Source organism: Vibrio sp. QJM3NY_15 (assembly GCF_057785995.1).
Genome location: NZ_CM173517.1, coordinates 198,184 through 219,804, shown reverse-complemented (window position 1 = coordinate 219,804; position 21,621 = coordinate 198,184). Strand labels below are relative to the sequence as shown.

At 38.3% G+C, this 21,621-nt stretch carries 18 protein-coding genes; 1 reads left to right on the top strand and 17 read right to left on the bottom strand.

Translation table 11 applies throughout. From position 1 onward, the window contains the following. Positions 1 to 141: 141 nt before the first annotated feature. The 7 genes from AC3CKG_RS00985 to AC3CKG_RS00955 form a co-directional block, all read right to left on the bottom strand. Positions 142 to 582, bottom strand: a complete 441-nt coding sequence (locus tag AC3CKG_RS00985; protein ID WP_488528681.1) for an arsenate reductase/protein-tyrosine-phosphatase family protein — start codon at positions 580 to 582, stop codon at positions 142 to 144. A 154-nt stretch (positions 583 to 736) separates the two neighbouring features. Continuing rightward, on the bottom strand, positions 737 to 1,873 hold the full coding sequence (locus AC3CKG_RS00980) for a polysaccharide export protein (protein WP_488528680.1): 1,137 nt from the start codon (positions 1,871 to 1,873) through the stop codon (positions 737 to 739). A 449-nt stretch (positions 1,874 to 2,322) separates the two neighbouring features. Beyond that, entirely contained in the window at positions 2,323 to 4,347 is a 2,025-nt protein-coding gene (locus AC3CKG_RS00975; protein ID WP_488528679.1) for a YjbH domain-containing protein, read from the bottom strand. Between the two features lie 178 nt (positions 4,348 to 4,525). Continuing rightward, positions 4,526 to 5,422 (bottom strand): serine/threonine protein kinase, encoded by an 897-nt coding sequence (locus tag AC3CKG_RS00970; protein WP_488528678.1) that lies wholly within the window; start codon positions 5,420 to 5,422, stop codon positions 4,526 to 4,528. A gap of 19 nt (positions 5,423 to 5,441) precedes the next feature. Further along, positions 5,442 to 5,984 (bottom strand): outer membrane beta-barrel protein, encoded by a 543-nt coding sequence (locus tag AC3CKG_RS00965; RefSeq protein ID WP_488528677.1) that lies wholly within the window; start codon positions 5,982 to 5,984, stop codon positions 5,442 to 5,444. A gap of 510 nt (positions 5,985 to 6,494) precedes the next feature. Beyond that, positions 6,495 to 7,040, bottom strand: a complete 546-nt coding sequence (locus AC3CKG_RS00960) for a sugar transferase (RefSeq protein ID WP_488528676.1) — start codon at positions 7,038 to 7,040, stop codon at positions 6,495 to 6,497. Between the two features lie 247 nt (positions 7,041 to 7,287). Continuing rightward, on the bottom strand, positions 7,288 to 8,232 hold the full coding sequence (locus AC3CKG_RS00955; RefSeq protein ID WP_488528675.1) for a UDP-glucose 4-epimerase family protein: 945 nt from the start codon (positions 8,230 to 8,232) through the stop codon (positions 7,288 to 7,290). 171 nt (positions 8,233 to 8,403) lie between these two features. Between AC3CKG_RS00955 and AC3CKG_RS00950 the strand changes: the two genes are divergently transcribed. After that, positions 8,404 to 10,272 carry a polysaccharide biosynthesis protein gene (locus AC3CKG_RS00950; RefSeq protein ID WP_488528674.1) on the top strand — a complete coding sequence of 623 codons (1,869 nt, stop codon included), beginning with the start codon at positions 8,404 to 8,406 and terminating at the stop codon, positions 10,270 to 10,272. An 8-nt stretch (positions 10,273 to 10,280) separates the two neighbouring features. Here AC3CKG_RS00950 and AC3CKG_RS00945 read toward each other — a convergent pair whose 3' ends face one another. From AC3CKG_RS00945 to rfbB, 10 genes are read right to left on the bottom strand one after another with little or no spacing between them, the layout of a single operon-like run. Beyond that, complete coding sequence (locus tag AC3CKG_RS00945) at positions 10,281 to 11,450, bottom strand: CDP-glycerol glycerophosphotransferase family protein (protein ID WP_488528673.1); 1,170 nt, start codon at positions 11,448 to 11,450, stop codon at positions 10,281 to 10,283. After that, positions 11,443 to 12,240, bottom strand: coding sequence for a hypothetical protein (locus tag AC3CKG_RS00940; RefSeq protein WP_488528672.1), 798 nt, complete (start codon positions 12,238 to 12,240; stop codon positions 11,443 to 11,445). The genes AC3CKG_RS00945 and AC3CKG_RS00940 overlap by 8 nt, the downstream gene beginning before the upstream one ends. Then, the gene (locus AC3CKG_RS00935) at positions 12,237 to 12,632 is read right to left on the bottom strand and encodes an FAD synthase family protein (RefSeq protein WP_248402571.1); all 396 of its coding nucleotides are present in this window, start codon (positions 12,630 to 12,632) and stop codon (positions 12,237 to 12,239) included. The genes AC3CKG_RS00940 and AC3CKG_RS00935 overlap by 4 nt, the downstream gene beginning before the upstream one ends. After that, positions 12,632 to 13,855 carry a CDP-glycerol glycerophosphotransferase family protein gene (locus tag AC3CKG_RS00930; RefSeq protein WP_488528671.1) on the bottom strand — a complete coding sequence of 408 codons (1,224 nt, stop codon included), beginning with the start codon at positions 13,853 to 13,855 and terminating at the stop codon, positions 12,632 to 12,634. Before AC3CKG_RS00930 ends, AC3CKG_RS00935 begins: the two co-directional genes overlap by 1 nt. Beyond that, positions 13,830 to 15,320, bottom strand: coding sequence for a glycosyltransferase family 2 protein (locus tag AC3CKG_RS00925; protein WP_488528670.1), 1,491 nt, complete (start codon positions 15,318 to 15,320; stop codon positions 13,830 to 13,832). Before AC3CKG_RS00925 ends, AC3CKG_RS00930 begins: the two co-directional genes overlap by 26 nt. Continuing rightward, positions 15,310 to 16,395 carry a DegT/DnrJ/EryC1/StrS family aminotransferase gene (locus tag AC3CKG_RS00920; protein WP_488528669.1) on the bottom strand — a complete coding sequence of 362 codons (1,086 nt, stop codon included), beginning with the start codon at positions 16,393 to 16,395 and terminating at the stop codon, positions 15,310 to 15,312. Before AC3CKG_RS00920 ends, AC3CKG_RS00925 begins: the two co-directional genes overlap by 11 nt. 1 nt (position 16,396) lies before the next feature. Continuing rightward, on the bottom strand, positions 16,397 to 17,680 hold the full coding sequence (locus tag AC3CKG_RS00915; RefSeq protein ID WP_488528668.1) for an ATP-grasp domain-containing protein: 1,284 nt from the start codon (positions 17,678 to 17,680) through the stop codon (positions 16,397 to 16,399). Further along, positions 17,677 to 19,566: a CDP-glycerol glycerophosphotransferase family protein gene (locus AC3CKG_RS00910; RefSeq protein ID WP_488528667.1), complete on the bottom strand. Its 1,890-nt coding sequence runs from the start codon at positions 19,564 to 19,566 to the stop codon at positions 17,677 to 17,679. The genes AC3CKG_RS00915 and AC3CKG_RS00910 overlap by 4 nt, the downstream gene beginning before the upstream one ends. After that, complete coding sequence (rfbA, locus tag AC3CKG_RS00905; protein WP_248402565.1) at positions 19,566 to 20,447, bottom strand: glucose-1-phosphate thymidylyltransferase RfbA; 882 nt, start codon at positions 20,445 to 20,447, stop codon at positions 19,566 to 19,568. The genes AC3CKG_RS00910 and rfbA overlap by 1 nt, the downstream gene beginning before the upstream one ends. Next, positions 20,447 to 21,544, bottom strand: coding sequence for a dTDP-glucose 4,6-dehydratase (gene rfbB, locus AC3CKG_RS00900; RefSeq protein ID WP_488528666.1), 1,098 nt, complete (start codon positions 21,542 to 21,544; stop codon positions 20,447 to 20,449). The genes rfbA and rfbB overlap by 1 nt, the downstream gene beginning before the upstream one ends. Between the last annotated feature and the right edge of the window lie 77 nt (positions 21,545 to 21,621).

Genomic DNA, 21,621 nt, shown 5'->3' with positions numbered 1-21,621 from the left:
TCCTAAATTATTGCTATTTAAGAGACTATATATACGCTCCGCGTACTTCTCTTTTATATGATTCTGTTGATGGCTTAGCCACGCCTACGTGTAGAGCATGACATTTAAAAGCTGTCTATTTAAAACCTACTGCATTTAAATCTACAGTTTTTTTGCCCAAGCTTGCGCAGCTTCGTCAATCAACTTATAAGCATATTCAAACGCTTCACGGCTTTGACGGTGTGGATCGGGAATGTCTTTCTGGTCAATCCACTGACCAAACAGCATGGTTTTACCACGCGCTTCCGGTGAAATTTGAGTGAGCGCCTCCATATGGCCTTTCTCCATCACCAATATCAAATCATACTGAGCACAAAGCTGTGATGTAACTTGCTGCGACTGATGATTTTCAACATCGACACCATTTTCAGCGGCAATTAAAATCGCCGTGTCGTCTGCTGGCTTACCAATTAAACGGCTTTTTTCAGCAGCGATGCCAGCAGAGGCTACTTCTTTATTCGGTAGCAATTTTTGAAGAACGCGCTCTCCCGTAGGGGAACGACAAATGTTACCCACGCAGACCACTAAAATTTTATTAAACATAACTGACTTCTAACTGTAATGGGCTTATAAGCTGAACGTACTTATAAACTAAATATACTTATAAACCGAATGCACTTCATAAACCAAATGTACTTCTAAACATAAAAAATCAGGCCACACGTGAAGTGCGACCTGATTGCTGTTCTATCTTAGCCTAAGGCCAATTACGAACACGTAACGCACCTTCGGTTAAATTATTAAATCCGTTGATGGTTGGAAGCAACTGCCCCACAACACGGTTCCAACGGCTGATTGGCGCAGCGGTAACATAAACAATGTCATAAGGCTTTAAATCAAACTCGGTGCCAATCACCAATGCTGATGCATCTTCTATATTCAGTTGATAGATATCCGCCATGCGTTCTGATTTATCATCCGAAGTTCGAATCACAAACACGCCGGTTGCATCAGCTGTCAGTTCATTTATTCCACCAACATTACTGAGCGCTTCTGTCAGGCTCATTCCTACACGATCAATCTTTAATAACTTAGGCTCTTTCACTTCACCCATCACGAACACTTTCTGCTTATCATTACGCGGCACGTGAACAATGTCACCCGCTTGCAGTAAGCGGTTTTGCGTTAAGTCACCACGTTGCATTAAACCGTAAAGTGAAAGGTTCTCTTCCACGCCATTACGCGTTAATGAAACATTACGCCAGTCGGCATCTTCTGAAAGGCCGCCCGAACGGTTCACGGCATCCAGTAACGTTAAAGGAATATTAGTGATCGCTTGCTGGCCAGGTTTAGACACCTCGCCAGTAATGTAGGTTTTCTTAGAGCGAAAAGCGGCGACGTTAACGTCAACCTGAGGGCTTTCGATGTACTTTGCTAAGCGACTGGCAATATCAGCACGCACTTCACGAACGGTTTTTCCCGCGACTTCGACTGTACCAATGTATGGGTAGAAAATGGTGCCGTCAGCATGAACCCAGTTACCCGCTTCGGTACTACTACGGTAAGAACCGGCAGGAATCGTCAGTTCTGGGTGATCCCAAATGGTGATGTTTAAGATGTCACCAACGCCCACTTGGTATTCATACTTTGCAATATCAACATCTAACGTCGGGTTAGCTTGGGAAACCGATAAAGATTCGCTTCGGTAACTCGATACTGATTGCGCTGTCAGTGGGTAAAGGTTAACCACATCAGAGATATCAGATTCTTGTTGTTCCTCTGAAGGCTGAATCACATTCTTGTTGCCAGTAGAAAGGTGAGTTCCTGGAGTAGTACACCCTGCAAGCAATACAGGAAGGAGCGCTAAAAGGAGACGATTTTTATTAATCTTCATGTTAACCAAGTCATAGAAACGGAATGTGTCGTGATATCCCAAAGGACACCCAAAGAAGTTAGAACAAACAATTTTATCAGCTACGCAGTATTTAATAGAGTTAAGGAGGGCTATTACCGTGATATTGCTCCCACTTAATATCAAAGACAGGAACGCTACCGCCCCTTGATACCGCGACATCACACTGCGTAGTTATTCTGCCCCTATCAATATGGAATTTGAATGGGCGTATTTTATCTAAAACGTAGCAAAAAAGTGCGTTTGCATACGGTTAGTTTAATCCGTAAGCATTATCCACAAATTGTGGTTATTATCAACCTAGTTGAATGGTTTTAGGTATATAAGAGCAGATGCGGGATGCGAGTCAACGAGATGCGAAGAGCGCAAGAGCAAGAGCAAGAGAGCCAACACATGAAGTGTTGGCTCTTAGTTTTAGATCTTACGCTGAATTATTTTACTGCTTCTAAGTATTTTAGATAAGCATTGCGTAAGCGCTGTCGGTTTTCATGGTAGTAGCTTGCACCGATACGGTTACGGTTGAAGTACTGCCTTTCAATATTATGCTGTAAGCCAGTATCGACACCTAACCCTTCACCTAGCTCGTTACGACTCTCGCCAACACGAGTTTGCAATGCGTATACAAACTGGTCGATACCACGCAATTGAACGTAGTCAGGGCTCATATCACGCCATGGTGTTAGAGGAATTGCTATAGAAAGTGTCACAAAATCTTCTGCTTCACTGCTGCCGACTGCTTTTGTGGTCTGGTATGACGCATCAACTCTTACGTCACCTAGCCAATGACTGGTGGTCACTCGTACCCCTTCATCGCCTTTCCAAAATTGACCGGCTTGCACTTTACCTTGCCAGTTCCATTCTGGCCTTGAATAGGTGTAGTGGCCAATCATTGGGGTCGCATCTAAGATAGCCTTACCTCTTGAGTCATACTTATCTTGAGCAGAGAAGTTCGCGTATTCCGCTCCTAGAATGTGACGGCCGCTATTGCTCGCATACTGCGTTTCATTCAAGAAACCTAAAAAGTTTCCGTAAACCTGACCGAATGAAAATTGAGTCGTGAGGTTATAAGGCAATTGGAATGCTTGGTGAAACAGAATCCTGTCGACTTCATTTTCAAAGGCATTGTCACCCCAAATTTCACCCTCTTCAAAGTCATCACTCTCTGCCAGTGGCATGACGTGTCGTACGTCCAGCGCAGCGCCCTTCCAAAGAGGTGTATATAAGTTAGTGGCAAGCGCTAAGGAGTAGTCAAATACACCGTATTCTGTTGCGGTGTTGTGATACAAAGCTGGAGATACAATAATTTGTGTACGTCCAAACCCTGATCGAGCGGCCTCTTTATCAAATTCCGCCTTTGCATAACTCTTTTTCACATCTGAAGTACGAACAAGAAGCGTCTTGCAAGGTTCGCCCGTTCTTACAAATTCACGGTAACATGGCGCACTGGTGATTACTTCCATCATCGGAATGTCATTCACCAAGTTAAACAAGCGAATGTTTTGCTGTTGGTAGTTTTTCACCCCAAGGTCTTGCAGCATGCCCTCACCCACATAGGAAGATATGATACCCAGAGCAACACCCACGCCATCCACTTGGTTACGATTATAGCGTCTGTTTTCCAGCGCCACGTTTAAGCCAATATCGTCCGCTGAGATTCTCACATTAAGAAAGCCTTCATCAACCAGTGCTTTTTTAAGTTGAACAACACCTGCAAATTTATGATGTGCTTGTTCTACTGCGATCTTGTCTTCCAGCGTCAGCTCATTCACTCGGCGAGACTCAGAGAAGCCCATTAAAGGAGTAGATGCGGCCACAGACCAAATATCTATATCGGCATTACCACTAGTATAAAATTGGTATTGGAAAGATAGCTGTGTGTCGAGTGGTAAATAGCTTTCAGGTGTAAACACCTTCAAGCCAGCATTAAATTGGTGAGAATCGTGCTCTGCAATCAGCTGAACAAAGTCCAATGGCTGATATTCTAAGCTGGCAAAAGGCCCGTTCAGAACGCCATGGCTTACTTCTGATTTACCGTAACCAGCACTAAACCTTGCAGGGACAAAGTCAGGCTCGAAATCAGCAACTGCATAAAAAGTTTCAAAGTTGTTGCCGGCACCACCCAAATCTTGGACACCTATCGCCAAATCAAACCCTGTCCAACCTTTAACAAAAGGGAATTGGTACTTAAACGATGCCGACAAATCACGAAGACCGTTACCACAATTTGGATCGTACTTTGGAACATTTTTATAAAGGTGACAATCATATGTTTTTGTGACAATTCGACCCGCCGCCTCAAAGCCATCAAATAAACCCACGCTAAATAATATGTTATCTAACTCACTGGTTTTCCCCTTGTATGGCACGCCTTGGCCATAAAGGTAAGAGATGTCTCCCGTGTCCATGACTTGAGCATTGGGAACAATTATCGCGCCGGTATAACTTTGAGACGACATTAAGTTGTCGACGGCATACACGTTCTGAGCGAAAACTAATGCGCTAAGAGATGCTATGATAGATGTGTTTTTGGAATGACTGAATATTTTCATTGGGATGCAATCGGTTATAGCAAGAGTTTACAAAACAGTTATAAAAAAGGCACCGAGGTGGTGCCTTTTATTACGAATATGACAATTAGCCGCCGGTACCACCGCCGTTACCGCCACCGCCAGTACCACCAGTACCGCCAGTACCACCAGTTGGTGGAGGCGTGCCTTCATCTGGGTCTGGAACAGGTTCAGAATCTTTTGGCGGTGGAAGAGCACCTACATTATTAGGGTCTTTCACTGCATCTTCAATTAATGTTGGGTCTTCTGTTAGATCTAGGTAAATCTCACCACCACCCGGAGCTTTAGGGTAATCTGGGTAGCTACTGATAACTTCTTCTGTAATTGCAACCGCTGCGTCAGATATCTCAGTTACTGATGCGTTAGGGGTTACTACAAGTACGTCTGATAGTACTGCTGCTGTTGCTGACACTAGGCTAGCTTCAGATGCAGGAAGGCCTTCAATGATTTCTTGTGTACGACGTAGGAAGTCAGCAACACTGCTCACACTACCACTGTTTAACAAATCACCAAGACCAAGAGCAACGAGAACATCACTACCTGTAGACTCATTGTAAGGTTGGCCAGCTAGCTCTTTTTCAATCAAAGTTGAGATTGGAGAAGATGTCACAAGATCGTCATAGTTAGCTAAGCCTTTCGGGAACTTGTAGCTCACCTTGCTCATGTCTTTACCGTTAGAAACATCAACCGCACCCGCCGTTGCATTGTACGCAAACGAACAAGTTTCAGGGTAGTTTAGAACCGTAAGCTCTGTTACTTCAGAAACGCCATGGAAGTTTGTTTCTTCTAGAGAACCTGTAGTGCCATTGTCACAGCTGAATGTTCCTTTCATACCCATAACTGCAGGGTCGAAGGCCGTAATATTACGATACGCTTGTTCAGGCGGCACGCTGTTGTCATTATCGCTACCACAGCCCCCAAGAATCGCACCAACGACTGATAACGCTAAGATTTTATATTTCACAATTTATCCCTACAAATAATTAAAAGCTATGAGACAAGGCAACATTCAATGAGTCGATATCTACACCACCAATATCTTGATATAGCTGGTATTCTAGGCCAACTTTCATTGATGATGTAATCGAGTATTCAGTACCAAAAGCAATTGTTGGAGTCACACCAGAATCGTCAGACTCAACACCTGGACCGTTTGCTTTCCAGTCATAAATAGCGATGCCACCTTTTGCGTATAGCGCTAAGCTGTCTGTTACATTTCCAGAGGCTTTAAGAACTACATCAAAGCTGCTTGCTTCGTAGCTGCCACCTGCAATGTCTTTAAGGTCATACTCACCAAGGTAGTTATAACCACCTTCGATGGCTAGTGTATCTACGATATGATAACCAACAAACAAACCGTAAGATGTGTCTGAGTCATCAATAGCCGTGCGGCTCTCTACTAATGGTGCAAAGTTATCGGCAGTTACATTACCAACTTTAGCGCCCACGTATAAATTTTCAGCTCCAACAGCTGTTGCTGATAGCAACAACAAAGGTGAAACCCTAGCTAACCACTGCATTTTCATATAATTATATCTTCCATATTTCAAACTGAACTGATGCTGATTTTCCTAGCAAATCTAAGCGATAGCCTAATCATTTCGTAGGAACGCCAAAGAATCAGAGGTTCCTCATAATTAGCCCATACCCATGTTGCTGCCGCATGTAGCATGCATACGATGCTCTTCTCAGTGCACTCATTTAAAGTTGGCCAATTACCTTTCAAATGCAGTGACGAAAGCAGAGTACAACGTCGCTTGGGAAGTAAGAACAAAGCTTCTATTTCTCACTTTGCCTTAGAACCATTTAATTTATTAAATAACTAAAAACCAATTACTCAGCTTAAACAACTGATTGAACAATTGATTAAGTAATATGATAGATAATAACCACAATCAAGTAAACGGATAAATCATAAGCAATACCTTATAAAGCATCATATTAGGTAACATCTTCGTACAGCAACACATAAATTCGCGGCATGATTAATCGCTAATTGACCTAAAAACTAGATAAGTAGACTAAAAACACACTATCTACACTCGATCGCCAGCCCCTTTGCCCAACACTGTTTGAATAATATATTGGAAGTAAAGTCGCACATTCAATGTGTTAAGCATACGTTGGTCCCACTCAGCCAGTGTTTTTGGCGTCGACATGTCAATGTCATTGATCTGAGCTAAACCCGTTACACCAGGCCTAACAGAGAGTACCCCTCTTGATTCCCTTTCGTCGATGAGTTCTTGCTGGTTAAACAGGCATGGTCTTGGACCAACTAAACTCATTTCACCTTTAAGTACGTTGTATAACTGAGGCAGTTCATCAAGCTTGGTTTTTCGCAGGAATCCACCGAGCTTAGTCACTGAACTCGCTCCAACTAAGTGAGTGGCAACAGACTTTGTATCGACTGGCATGGTTCGGAATTTGACTAAGGTGAATGGCTTTTTGTTACGTCCCACTCGTGTTTGAAAAAAGACGGGAGAACCTGTATCAAAATAGCCGATTATGCAAATGACGAGAAATACTGGCCAAAGGAACAACAAGCCAAAGAAAGCAAAAATAAAATCTAATATACGAATCAACTTAAAACCCTTTCTAATAAATACAGATTCTGAATCACGCTCGTGCCCCGCTGTTCAGAATGACGACTCTCTACTACAAAGCACATAGCTCACGCAGTTAAACCAAATAACACCGTCGCTAAAACCAAAGCACCAGTCAAAAATCAACGTATATCATCAACGACATAGCCTCAAACAACGCAGAACCCGATATCATCATTCAAAAAATGAGGAGCTCAATACCGTCATTCCAAAAACGAGGAACGAGTTATTTGGAATCTAAATACGCTTGCACTGTGTTTTTAATCCCTTGCTCAAAAGTAACTGGGGGCTTCCACCCTAAAACCTCTTTCGTCAAACCGACTTCCACTTGGAGGTTGCCACATATTCTTTGTGCTATATGTTTCTTGTTTAAAACTGAGGCTGCTAGTTGTATCAAAGACATCGGAATAGGCAAGAGCCTTGGCGCCTTGCCCATTGATAACGCAATAGTTCGCATTAATTGAGTTGTCGAAACATCATGATCATCCGATACCAAGAAGGTACGTCCCGTAGCTGAAGGGTGCTCGCAACACGTCAGTATCAAATCAGATAAATTATCCAAATAAACCAAACTTCTTTGATTTTTTATAGCACCAAACGGCAGCGGGATTCCTTTATCAATCATACGCATCATAGATAAGAAATTTGCTTTTACACCAGGCCCATAAACCAGTGGGGGCCTAATAATAACGACTTCTAAACCAGTCTCTTTTGAAAGCTTAGCCAACTCAACTTCGGCTTCATACTTACTCAAACCGTAAGGGTCTTTCGGGATATTATCTAGGTTAGGAAGGAAAGGGGAGCCAGGCTCAGTAAACTCACCGTTCACTTTAATAGAGCTAACGAACACAAACCTTTTCACCCCTGCTTCCGCGGCTTGCTTTGCAAGGTTCAAAGTCCCAAGCGTATTTGTCTCTCGGTAAGCAGTTAAAGCATCTTGCTCACTTTCATTCATTTGATGTACTCGAGCAGCGCAATGAACAACACAATCCACACCGCCGAATGCCCCAGACCAATCGGTAGAATCGTCAATGGAAGGGATAACCAAGCTATTTGTTAGTGGCTCTATTTGCTTACGCACAACCGGAATTACAGCCCAATCACGCCCTTTAGCTAACTTAACAACTCTAGAGCCTACAAAGCCGGTACTACCTGTGACTAGGATATTCATAACAAAGCGGCCTCAACCGAACAAATAATGAGCGAAACTAATAGCAATGCTCTTGAGCACCACAGAACCATCAATAACATCTAGCTTACCGCACTCAACAGCATTAAAATATCTTGAATAGAAACATTGCGCAGCGATTGCCAAACAAATATCAATATATCAGGGACAACAATGATCAAGCCAATACGAGCGATTCTCAACACCAAGCGGAAAAACAAGCGCTTAATCAGTATTGGATATGATATTTTCGCAATAGCTTTATCAATTTACCTGGCGATTGCACTAAGACTAGGAACATATACGTTTGAGTTAGGCTTAGATGAATGGGTAACTTTGTTGCTTACGATTTCAGTAACCATCTATAGTTTCACTAAACTCGGGATGTATAGAGCAGTATTACGCTACATGATGTTTCCTGCTATCGGGAACATATTTCTCGCCGTATTTATATCATCACTCACCTTGATCATGAGTGGATTCTTTTTTCAAACTTTCATCCCTAGAAGTGTTCCTTTCATTTATGCGGGGCTGGCCATACTTACGCTAGGTGGACCAAGGATCATAATTCGTTCTGCTTATGACCAAATGATCAAACGCAAAAAACCAAATGTGTTTATCTACGGTGCTGGCGCTACTGGGCGTGAACTTGCGTACGCTTTGATCCATGGTGATGAATATAACCCAGTCATTCTACTAGATGACGACCCAAGTAAAAAAGGCAACATCTTATTTGGATTAAAAGTCCACCATCCTAGTGAGTTTGAACAGCTTCAATCTCTCTACCAACCGGTTAAGTTATTGCTGGCTATCAATAATATCAACAAAGGAAAAAGATTAAGGCTAGTAGAAAAGCTATCTAATTGGCCAATAGCCATTCAATCCGTTCCGTCAGTCGAAGATATTGCCGCTGGAAAAGCGTCAGCAACCGAAATCAAAGACCTCGATGTCGCAGACCTATTGGGAAGAGCTCCAATCGCTCCGAATAATGAGCTACTGACTAAGAACATTCGTGAAAAAAGTGTCATGGTGACAGGAGCGGGAGGTTCTATTGGTTCAGAGTTATGTCGCCAAATAATGGCACAAAAGCCCAAAACATTAATTCTGTTTGAGCTAAATGAATACAACCTCTACAAAATTGAGCAAGAGTTAAACGCGACGAAGAAAAATCTAAAAAGTAAAACCAAAATTATCGCAGCTCTAGGTTCCGTACAAAGACAAAACCGCCTTGAAAAACTGATGACAAGCTATGAAGTTGAAACTTTATACCACGCCGCTGCATACAAGCATGTACCTTTGGTGGAAGATAATGTAGTCGAAGGAATCCGCAATAATGTATTTGGAACATTATCTTGTGCACAAGCTTCAATAGAATGTGGGGTGAAAAATTTCACCCTAATTTCAACAGACAAGGCTGTAAGACCAACGAATGTAATGGGGGCGAGTAAGAGAATGGCGGAGCTCGTACTTCAAGCTCTTGCAGACAAAGGTACAGATACCATTTTTACCATGGTTAGATTTGGCAATGTATTGGGTTCTTCCGGCTCAGTTGTTCCGCTATTCAAAAAGCAAATCAAGGCTGGCGGCCCAGTTACTGTGACCCACCCTGATATCATCCGTTATTTCATGTTAATCCCAGAAGCTGCACAACTCGTTATTCAGGCCGGAGCGATGGGTAATAATGGACAGGTGTTCGTACTTGATATGGGAGAACCCGTTAAGATTCTAGACCTAGCAAAACGCATGGTTCACCTAATGGGTATGAAAGAAAATATCGGTTCAAGCTCTGATGAGGGGGATGTGGAGATCAGGTTTACAGGCTTAAGACCAGGAGAAAAACTATACGAAGAGCTTCTCATTGGTGAAAACGTTGAAGGTACAAGCCACGAAAAAATCATGACCGCTCAAGAGAGCAAGCTTGACTGGCCTGAAATGCAGATTCTCTTAAACGAATTAGATGAATGCTGCCATGACTTCAATGTCGAGTGTATCAAAAGGATACTGTTAGAAGCACCAACTGGATACAAGAAGACGAAAATATAACTCTCAAGTTAATGGTTTTTGGTAAGTTCTATTACAACGCTAGCACAGCTCTGAGCATGATTTGATTTAATGGGGTTTACCAAATCATCAACCACTTTTCGCTGCGGTAGATACTCATCATTATTATTATAAAAAAGTTCAATCTCATATATAAAGTCTATAAGAGTTATAGGCTTAGGACCCGGAGTTAGTTTTTCGTAAGGGATAGTAAAACCTACTACTTCTCCATAATAATCTTGGTCATACGGTAAAAATATAATAGGCTTGAGCGTAAGTAGGTAGTCAAAATAAATACTTGAATAATCAGTAACTAACAAATCAAAAGAGCCTAGGACTTCATTTATATCTTCGACTTCATCACTTGATAAGATAAATATATTACTATGGTGGCTTAAACTAAAAGGGAGTGATTGCACAAAATTAGGGTGAACTCTTAGATAAATATGTATATCGTTTTTATTTAAAAAAGATGTTAACAAGTCGATATCAAAGTCATCAAATGGAAATATTCTGATATCTGAGCCTGGCCTCCATGTTGGTGCATAGAGTATAGAGTAATGATCTTTATTAAATGGAATTGCTTGAGATCTAACTATTTTGTCATTCCTTGCCTGTGGCGCGCGAATCACTCTATTGAGATTGAAACCTAAACAATCGGCCCACGCATCATCGAACTCTTTAGATGTTGAGAGAAAATAAGAGAAATTACTTTTCAATAAATGATAGTACAGGCGCCTTAAAATAGAGTTTGAGTTAACTCCTAACCCAACCTTTTTGATTGGTGAACCATGACCCAGGTGAATGACCTTTCTTTTTATTGATAGTCCAACCCCACCAACTGGTGTTTCTAGCGATGATGTAATCCAAGTGTGAGCAAAAAGAACTTTGAACACACCTAATATACTTGAAGTAGAGATAAAATAGTTGCCATATTTTTGATTTAATTTTCGGCGAAGACCATCGTCATTCATTACATAGTATATCTCTAAGTCATTACTCTGATCTCCTATCATATGTAAGAATAGAGTCTTAGAATTATGTTCAAAAGTAGTATTGAATTGAGAGTTAAATATTATAGATTTTTTATTTCTAAATGGAAAAAATATGAATAATATTGATGGTATAAAACCAATCAAGTGCAATGCCAAACGAGTAAAGAGATATTTATTCTTATTCATTGTTATATTTTTTTAAGTTATAGCTCAATTGATCTAGGGTAACGAAAAGCTCTCTAACGGATGAATTTGATACTCGGCTAAACAAAAGAATCAATATTGCAGAATGAATAGGAATCTCATAATTTATATATACGAAAAATAGACCAAAGAAGATAAAAAGATAGAAAAAGCTACTTAAAATAGTCAGTGCTTGTTTTTTACTCATTACACTATTTTTAATAATAGAATAATCTGGGTTAAATATAAACATTTCAGTAAAGCAAGAAAACAAAAGTATTGATAACATAAATACAAGAGTAAACTCTACAGAAAGAAAGTAAAATAAAATAACCATGACAACAATATTTATATAGCAAGCTACATTATTTAGATATATATCAAAACTTGCCTTCAAGAACCTGGAAGTATATTTTTTACCCTTACTCTCATACACATCGCCATTAATGATATTATTGTTTTTTTGGAGGGAAAACTTTTTAGCTATATATATTTGAACAGTAGTGTGGAATAAATAAAGCCCAATTGTTACTGCAAATAAAATTGCACTGTAAGTTTTCACATCCAATTCATAATTAAACAAAACCTTAACACTGCTTGTATCTGATATTGCTAACAGAACTTTAATTGGCAGATACATAATAAGAACATTGACAAACTTAGACATAAACCTAAACGTTGATACTTCTAATATCGATGCATTTACCTCTATTCTATACAGCTGCAATATTTCAAATGAAAAAAGAACTTTCTCTTTTAAGTCAAGCCAAGCAGTATTAAGTAGTTTCATCATATTTTCTTTGCTATCTCAATAATCTCTGTTGTTGATATAGATGGCGTTCTAGGAAAGTATACAACTTTACAAATATCAGAAAATTCATCAAACTTCCCTGCCCAGTCATCACCCATAGCTAAAATATCAGCTTTAAAGAATTTTATATACTCACGCTTCTTTTCTAAAGACTCTTCAAAGAACACTTCATCAACAAACTTTACAGACTGTAAGATTTTCAGCCTGTCATCTTGAGCATATATTGGATATCTAGATTTTTTACTATAGTTTAGCTCATCGCTAGAAACGCCTACGATTAATGTATCCCCCAGACTTGCACACCGTTCAAGTATGTTAATATGTCCAACATGAAAAACATCAAATGTACCAAATGTAATAACTCTTGTAGCCATTATATTATACCAACCTCTTTAATTACCCTTAAAGATGAAGAACCGTCTTCATAAGGGTTATATTGTTTATTAAAATCTACAGTTTTATCTATGTCGATTATTTTCTCATTCAATTGTTTTTTTAGACCTTCTAGATCTTCTGCTATTGAGTATGGTAACTCAGTAGTAACATCGAGATAGAAACCCCTTGTTTGATTCGCATACTCTATTAGATCCGGCATATAAAAGATCACTTGCTTCTCTAAAATTAAAAAATCGAAAAACAAGCTAGAGTAGTCAGTAATCAAGACATCAGCGACAAGGAAAAGATCATTCAAGTTTGAATAGTCAGATACGTCTATGAAATTATTCATATCCGATTCAGGTCGAGTGAAATAATGCCCTCTATATAAAAATATGGTACCTGCAAAATCTCTGGTGAACGACTCATCATCAAGAATATTTTTTAATACATGCTTTCCTGTTTTAACATTGAATTGATTATCACGCCAAGTTGGTGCATAAAGGACGACTCTCTTCGTAGAATCTAGACCCAACTTATGCTTCACCTCCGATATATAGGCTTGATTATCTTTAAATCTAACCAAAGTATCATTTCTTGGATAGCCAACCTCCAATATTTTATTTTTCTTCATGTTAAAGCTAGACATAAAGCACTTTGAGGCATACTGACTCGGGGATAAAAAATAATCTAATCGTGATACCTCTCGTTGATAAGAGTACTTTAAACTGTCAAGACTAGTATTAACGTTATTCCCAACTTTAATATCATGAGCCATTTTCTTCAATGGCGTACCGTGCCAACATTGAATAAATTTTTGACCATTTTTCTTAAGAATGGAAGAGTGTATTCGACAATTAACAATCCAAAACTTGGACTTTGAATATGCTAAAAAGTATTCTCTACTACCATACTTTACAAACGTTAACTTTTCATCTTTGGCTAAGTCGTTAGGTATATCCGTGGTGCTATTTACAACCCATATATAACTAAAACCTGTATTTAACCCTCTTAACTCATTATAAATAGCAAGAGGACTATCATTTATAAACTTACCTTTGAAGCACTCAAATATAATAGTATCTTCTAATTTAAATCGTCTGTAGCGTACAAAGTAATTAGCTTGATACAATTTAATCCACAGAAACCTAAATAAAAAATCTATTTTTGAATTCCTCGATATACTATGCTTAACTCTAGTTTTTAATTTTTTTAAGCCCACGCCTTAAACCTTTCTTTAATAGTTCCAATGAGAGTTTTACTTTCTTGACTCTCACGTATTTAGCTGACGCAGTAAATCGAATGAAAATACTTGAAAATAAGCTATTTTTCATCCTAGGTTCAAAATTCGCACGTCGTAAATAGATAGAATCATGCAAACCATCTGAAACAGTAATATAATAATTACTATTTTCTTTAAAGATACTCTTATCAACCCTTGCTAGATAATAATCACCAAAACGCTCAGTATCTAGTTCAAGTAGTTCATCATCCGATATAAGTTTAATCTTAATATTCATATTTGACGAATACTCTCGGATGAGACACTGAATTTCAACTTCATTTCCCGAAGATATAAACTGTGAATTCCTTATATTTGATGATTCGAGTTTTTTATTTTCAAAAATGAAAGTAGGGAGGTTTTCAGTTAAAGTAATAGGTAATTGGCTATATAGTTTTCCATTTTCGTAGACATAAGGGAATTGCTTCCACATTTGGTTCAAATAATAACCAAGTTCAAACTCCATCTTCTCTGAAATAAAGAAGCAAAGTAGCTTTTCTCTAGGAGTAAGGCTATTCATGCTACTTAGATCAAACATTCGGAAAAATTGACTAACCTCATTTAAGTAAAAGTCTCTAGTTTTGTTGTTTGACAGATTACTATTGATGTTAAATAACAAGCGACTAATTGAATCTTGGGCAATATTCAAACAAAATTCTTCATTACTACTAAAAATAGTATTTTCATGCTCAAACGATTTCAAACGTTCTTTTAGGTTATTTAAGTCACCACTACTCTGGATAATGGACTTGTTAGTGGTTGTTGCATCTCTTTTTCTCCAAAGATAAACAACCTGATTTGTGATTGCGATCTTTTTTGCATGAAGATATGCGGAATGCACCATGGTTCTGTCTGCATACAAGAAACCATCTGGCATTCCTATTTGATGTTTAGTAACAAAATCTCTCTTAAATATTTTGTTCCAATAGTAGCCATCTGAAGTAATAGCCTCAAAATCGACATATGAATTTATTACTCGCTCTGTTTGCCAAACGTGCTTTTCTCGATCTAAAGCTATGTCAACAACCTTTCCAGACACAAGCCTCATAGGCTTACCTATGGATATATCTGCTTGATTTTTCTGAGCTTGTTCAAATAGTAATTTGTATGCATTAGAAGGTACAACATCATCACTATCGATGATCGCGACATATTCACCAGTAGCATGCTTAACACCATTATTACCGGCTACAGCTCCACCTTGGTTACTCTGATGGATGACTTTGACATTATCATGATTGTCTTCATATTCTCTACATATAAGTAACGAATCATCTGTACTATCATCATCAACTAAAATAATTTCTACATTTTTTAAAGATTGAGATAACAATGAGTCAATACACTCATGTAAATATTCAGCTGTATTGTAAACTAAAACGACAACGCTTAAATTATATTTCATTTAAAACCTCAAGCACCTTATCACAAACAAGATTCGCATCTTCTACAGACAAGTCAGCGTAGAGCGGCAATGTTAAGATACTATTAGAAATCCTTTTCGCATTACTGTATTCATCACAAGATTTTACAAAATCATAGTCAGTTGCTAACGGATAAAAATACTTCCTAACATTTACGCCGTAATCGTTTAATTTATTAAATACATAGTCTCTATCTATGTCTTGGGAAAGAACTATAGGAAAATATGCATAATTTTTTGTAAAGTTAACTTCAGAATCATGTTGAAAAGATAGTTTATTTTCAATTTGTAATCTATCTAAGTAAACTTGAGAAATAGACTTTCGTTTCTCAATTATGCTATCAATATAATTTAAATTGACCACCCCCATGGCTGCGCTGAACTCGTTCATCTTCAAGTTGCCACCAGGAAGGACTACTGTATCGCCTTGAATCCCAAAGTTTTTAAGCAATTTAAATTTTTCAAGGTCGCTCTCTTCTTTAAATGTAACTAACCCCCCCTCGACAGAATGCATTACTTTTGTTGCATGTAAGCTAAACATTGAAGCATCACCCAATAAGGAAACATTTTCGTCGTCCTTATAACAACCAAAACAGTGTGCTGCATCATAAATTAACTTTAAACCATGCTTATCAGCTATTTTACGAAGTGCATTATGATCCGATAGATTTCCAAAAACGTGAACTGCGAATATCGCTGTTGTTTTTGATGTAATCTTCTTTTCGATCTCTTTAGGGTCAATATTGAACGTTCTCACGTCAATATCAGCAAATATAGGAGTTATACCCTTTCGATGAATAGCAGTAATTGTTGAGGCGAAAGTAAATGGCGTAGTGATTATTTCACCTGTCAAATCAAATACATCAATACACGCCTCTAATGCCATATGTCCATTAACTACGGTACTAACATTTTTAAATCCTAGACCTTCAAGCTTAGTTACGAACTCTTGTTCGATTGGGCCACTATTGGTTAGGTGCTTGGATTCCCAAATTCGTTTAATCAAATTATTATATTCTTCAAAAGGAGGAAGAAATGGTATATTTTGAGGGATCATATTAATACTTCCAATCTAACAAGAGTTCAATTGAGTCGACATCGAAAACAGGAATTTTTAACGTTCTTTTTACATCAAACCTTTCTCTAAATGAATCATCTATAAAGATACTATTTTCTGCTGATATGTGACTAGATTTCTTACTGCCATCTTTAATATGTATTATATCAGAGAATAGTCCTTTGGATATTTCAAGACTATTCAATGTTTTATAAATATCCTTATCATGCCTTGTAATTAAAAATAAGTTTATTCCCTTATTTCTACATTGATAAATAAATGACATTACAATCGAATTAACTTTGTCAGCTCTGGTAATTGTGTCGTCAAAGTCGATGTAGACATTATCGTATTCAAGGTTATTTGAATACCTTGATATTAATGCTCTATCAACTGTTTGAGTAAAGTTATTAGCACATGGCTTTACGTTTACTCCATCGCGAACATAAATACTATTTAAAGCAAAGTTCATACCTAGGTTTCTGTGCAACCCCATAGAACCAGCAATTCGGCATGCTACTTCAAGTAAAATAAGTTTGCCTTGTGAGTTTTTCTTAACTTGAAAAAACCATGCGCCCTTCATCTTCAAACTTATTGATATCTGGCTAGCAATGTCAGAAAATTCTGAATTCACGTCCGAAACATTGGTTGTTGATACACTGATCCCATTTCGAACTCTAGCTCTTACCCTTGGACTAGAATAAAGTATATTAGACTCAGCACAGCTCAAACAGTCCACAGTATACTCATCCCCTTCGAGATACTCACATATAACGTATTTTTGGATATTCGCGACAGATTTTAGCTCAGTAGCATTCAATACTTTCTGCGCTCCGTTAGAACCTTGACCTCTATCGGGCTTTATGAATAGTGGAAAATCTGAACTTTTAAGATTTTCCAAACTGTATGTTCTAGGTATAAAGTCTTGGCCTGACAATGCAGAATATGTTTTTGATTTATATCTGCATATGTTAGCAACTTCCTCCCCTGAAGATACTACTTTGCAACCTAATCCTTCCTCATTTTCACTCAGGAAAACAACAGCATCATCATGTGCTGGGAATATGTAGTCAATTTTATTTATCGCCACATACTCTTTAATAAAGCCTAGCAATTGATCATCGCCCAAATAAGGAGCATCGGATACTATATTTTCAAAAACAACGTTGCTATGGTCATGAGCGCTAGATATCCCAAATAATTCAATGTCTTTTGCAAACCTCAAGCTATTATGTATCTCTAGACCTATTTCTGTTCCCGCTGGGAAAATAGCCACTCGTTTCATCTAAAAACTTCCTCTACTACTTGCTGTGCACAATTGCCGTTATCCAGATAGTTATATTTACGTGTGAAGTTTTCGTATTTTAACTTATACTCTTCACATATATCTTCGATATTTTCTATTGCGTCGATTAAATCTTCATGCTTATAAATGAGAGGACCTGGCATCTCTGTATCCATATCCACATAAAACCCACGCAGCTTTTCTTTATACTCTTTATAATCATACACATAGAAAAGTATCGGTTTTCTAGTCACTGCGAAGTCAAAGAAAACAGATGAATAGTCTGTAATTAGAATATCAGATATTAACGCTAAGTCTTGTACGTCATCAAACTTTGACACATCATAAATAAAATCTTTATATTCCTCTGAAACTAAAAGCTCGTTAACGAGATGGTGGCCCCTAATAAGAAATACAGTATCTTCACTCAATTTACTTGCGAGCTCTTTAAAGTCTAAAGCTAGACCAAACTCATACTCCCATGCTCCTGTTGCTTGATCATCTCGCCAAGTAGGGGCGTATAAAACTACTTTTTTATTTTTAGGAAGGCCTATCTTGTCCTTTATCTCTTCTACTTTAAGTTTATCAACCTTGTTTGATAGTGGATCATTGTGAGGATAACCAACCTCCAAAACTTTACCTTTATATTTAAATGCTCGTTTAAATATGTCAGTTGAGTAACGGTTCTGACTTATCAGGTAGTCCCAGTTTCTAGATTCAATAAAAAAGTTTTCTCTTGCTAAAACTTCAGGCCCCTCAACCTCTATATCAAAGCCTAATCTCTTTAGAGGTGTGCCATGCCATGTCTGTAGATAAATGGTTTCTTTTCGTTTTGTATGAATAGGAAATACAATATTACCGACCCAATACTTTGCTCTTGCAAGGTAACGATAATACTCTTTGCTTCCACGCTTTACGCAGTCGTCAGCCCCCAGAATAGGCTCTTCTTTATTATAACTCCAAACACATTTAAAATCGGGAAAGTTTTCTTTAATATATTCGTAGATATATTTAGGTTGACCCGAGTAGTTTTTACCGAAGAAGCTTTCAAACACAATTAGGTTTTCAATTATAGGATTATTTAGCTCATTATAATAAACTGTCTTTCCTTCCGCGAAGCAGATAACTTCATCAATTCTCTTTGTATTTGCGATCCATAGAGATAGTGTTTTTGATCCTTCGGTCATATACATACAGACTTCCAAACCACCTTCTACTTCATCAGAAATTTTTTCACGAACTTGGTAACGATCTTCATCATTTATTATATCAGTAGCTTTTTTTATTTTTAGAGGGATCTCTTGTCCATTAATACGAGTATAGAAATCCCAGCGAGAATCGTTTTCAAAGTACTTTTCTAAAGAAAATGATATTGCGCTTCCATTCTTTTTGCATTCAACAATATCTCCACTATCACGGCGTTTCAGATAAATATTTTCGACACCGTTTAAGAATAATTCAGGTCCTCTAAACTCAAACGACTTGCCATCGATGATTTTAGTTTCCATTTCATCAAAAATTGCATTTTTGATGACTGATAAATTAAAAGAAAGACCATCCCTCTTTGTTGCTAATGTTGTCGAGCTTCCTTTCAAACTTGATTGCTTAGAACATTTAATAAAAGGCGATATTAAAGGTAATGAAATACTTTTATTAAATATCGATACTATCATATGCAGTGAGAGATGCTGATTTGTCGTAATTGTCGATAAATCGATATTATGATTTTTATTTCTGCTAGTAAGATAGATCACATTAACGCCATTAGTTAGAAAAAATTTTTTAACTAATGGAACCCTAGACGAGCACGTTATATTGGTTTTGTTTATCTTTGCTAAAATAAAAAACCTACATATTCTCAGCAACACCAATTTTATTAAATTCATCAATAAAGTCCTTTGGCCAACTTATTTAAATATTCGCCATATGAGTTTTTACTTAGCTCTTTAGCTCGACTCTTAAGATGTTCCAATGATATCCATCCTTGACGAAATGCGATCTCTTCTAAACATGCAATTTTATAGCCCTGTCGATGTTCTATAGTTTGGACAAAGTTCGATGCCTCAAGTAAGCTATCGTACGTTCCTGTGTCTAACCAAGCATTACCTCTGCCTAGCAACTCCACATTTAACGCGTCTTTTTTTAAGTACTCTTCGTTTATGGTGGTAATCTCCAGTTCCCCACGCTCTGAAGGCTCGACGTTTTTGGCTATTTCGATAACTCGGTTATCATAGAAATACAAACCGGTTACCGCAAAGTTTGACTTAGGTTTTACAGGCTTTTCTTCAATAGATATGGCTTTTTGATTATCGTCAAACTCTACGACACCAAAACGTTCAGGGTCTGCGACTTGATATCCAAAAACGCTTGCATTTCCTTTTTCCTCAGTTTCGTTTTTTGCTTTAATTAATTTCTCTGAAAAATGACTGCCATAAAATATATTGTCGCCTAAAACCAAACATACACTATCGTCACCAATAAAGTCCTCTCCGATAATAAAGGCTTGCGCTAGACCATCAGGACTTGGTTGAACCTCATATTTAAGATTAATCCCGAAGTCGGCCCCATCACCTAATAAACGCTGAAAACCTGCACTATCTTCAGGTGTAGTGATTATTAGAATATCCTTTATTCCAGCTAACATTAAGGTCGATATAGGATAAAAAACCATTGGCTTATCGTAAATTGGGAGTAATTGTTTAGAAACACCACGGGTCATTGGGTACAGACGAGTACCTGAACCACCAGCTAATACAATACCTTTCATTACTTATTTTCCTTTGATTTAGCTGCTTCTACACCCAAGCGCTCACGTTGGTAACTACCATTTTGCACGTTTTGACACCACTCAGAGTTGTCTAAATACCATTGTACTGTCTTACGAAGACCCGTTTCGAAAGTCTCCTCCGGTGTCCAACCTAATTCTCGTTGCATCTTAGATGAGTCAATAGCATAACGGCGATCATGGCCAGGACGGTCTTGAACATAAGTAATTTGCTCTGCATACGCCGAATTTTTCGGTACTAACGTATCTAGGATTTCACAAATAGTATTAACGACTTCGAGGTTTTTCTTCTCGTTGTGACCACCAATATTATAGGTCTCGCCCACTTTACCTTCCGTCACTACTTTATAGAGTGCGCGAGCGTGGTCTTCGACAAATAGCCAGTCACGGATTTGATCACCTTTACCATAAATAGGTAAATCTTTGCCTTCTAAAGCATTTAAGATTACCAATGGGATCAATTTTTCAGGGAAATGATGAGGACCATAGTTGTTTGAACAGTTGGTTACGATGGTTGGCAGGCCGTAAGTACGCAGCCATGCTCGCACTAAGTGATCACTTGATGCTTTTGAAGCCGAGTAAGGGCTAGATGGTTCATAAGATGTCGTCTCCAAAAACATAGGGAGCTCTGTCCCCTCTGGAACTTCATCTGGGTGTGGTAGGTCGCCATACACTTCATCGGTAGAAATATGGTGAAACCGAAATTCTGACTTCGCACTTTCTTCAAGCGTATTCCAGTGCTCTCGAGTCGCTTCTAACAGGGTATAAGTACCGACAATATTGGTTTCGATAAATGCCGCTGGGCCAGTGATTGAACGGTCAACATGCGATTCGGCTGCGAGGTGCATCACCGCATCCGGTTGGTGCTGAGAAAAAACACGACCAAGTTCTGAACGATTACAAATATCAACTTTCTCGAACGCATAACGTTCGTTCGAATCAACTTCAACAAGTGATTCTAAATTTCCTGCATAAGTGAGCTTATCAACGTTGATTACGCTGTCAGATGTATTATTTATAATATGACGTATAACTGCTGAACCGATAAAACCAGCACCACCGGTGACTAATATCTTCACAAAAACTCCTAAAATAAGCCTGGAAAATCAACTCCTAGCACGTAAGGGCTTGCCATTAAGCATGCTACCGCCCATTG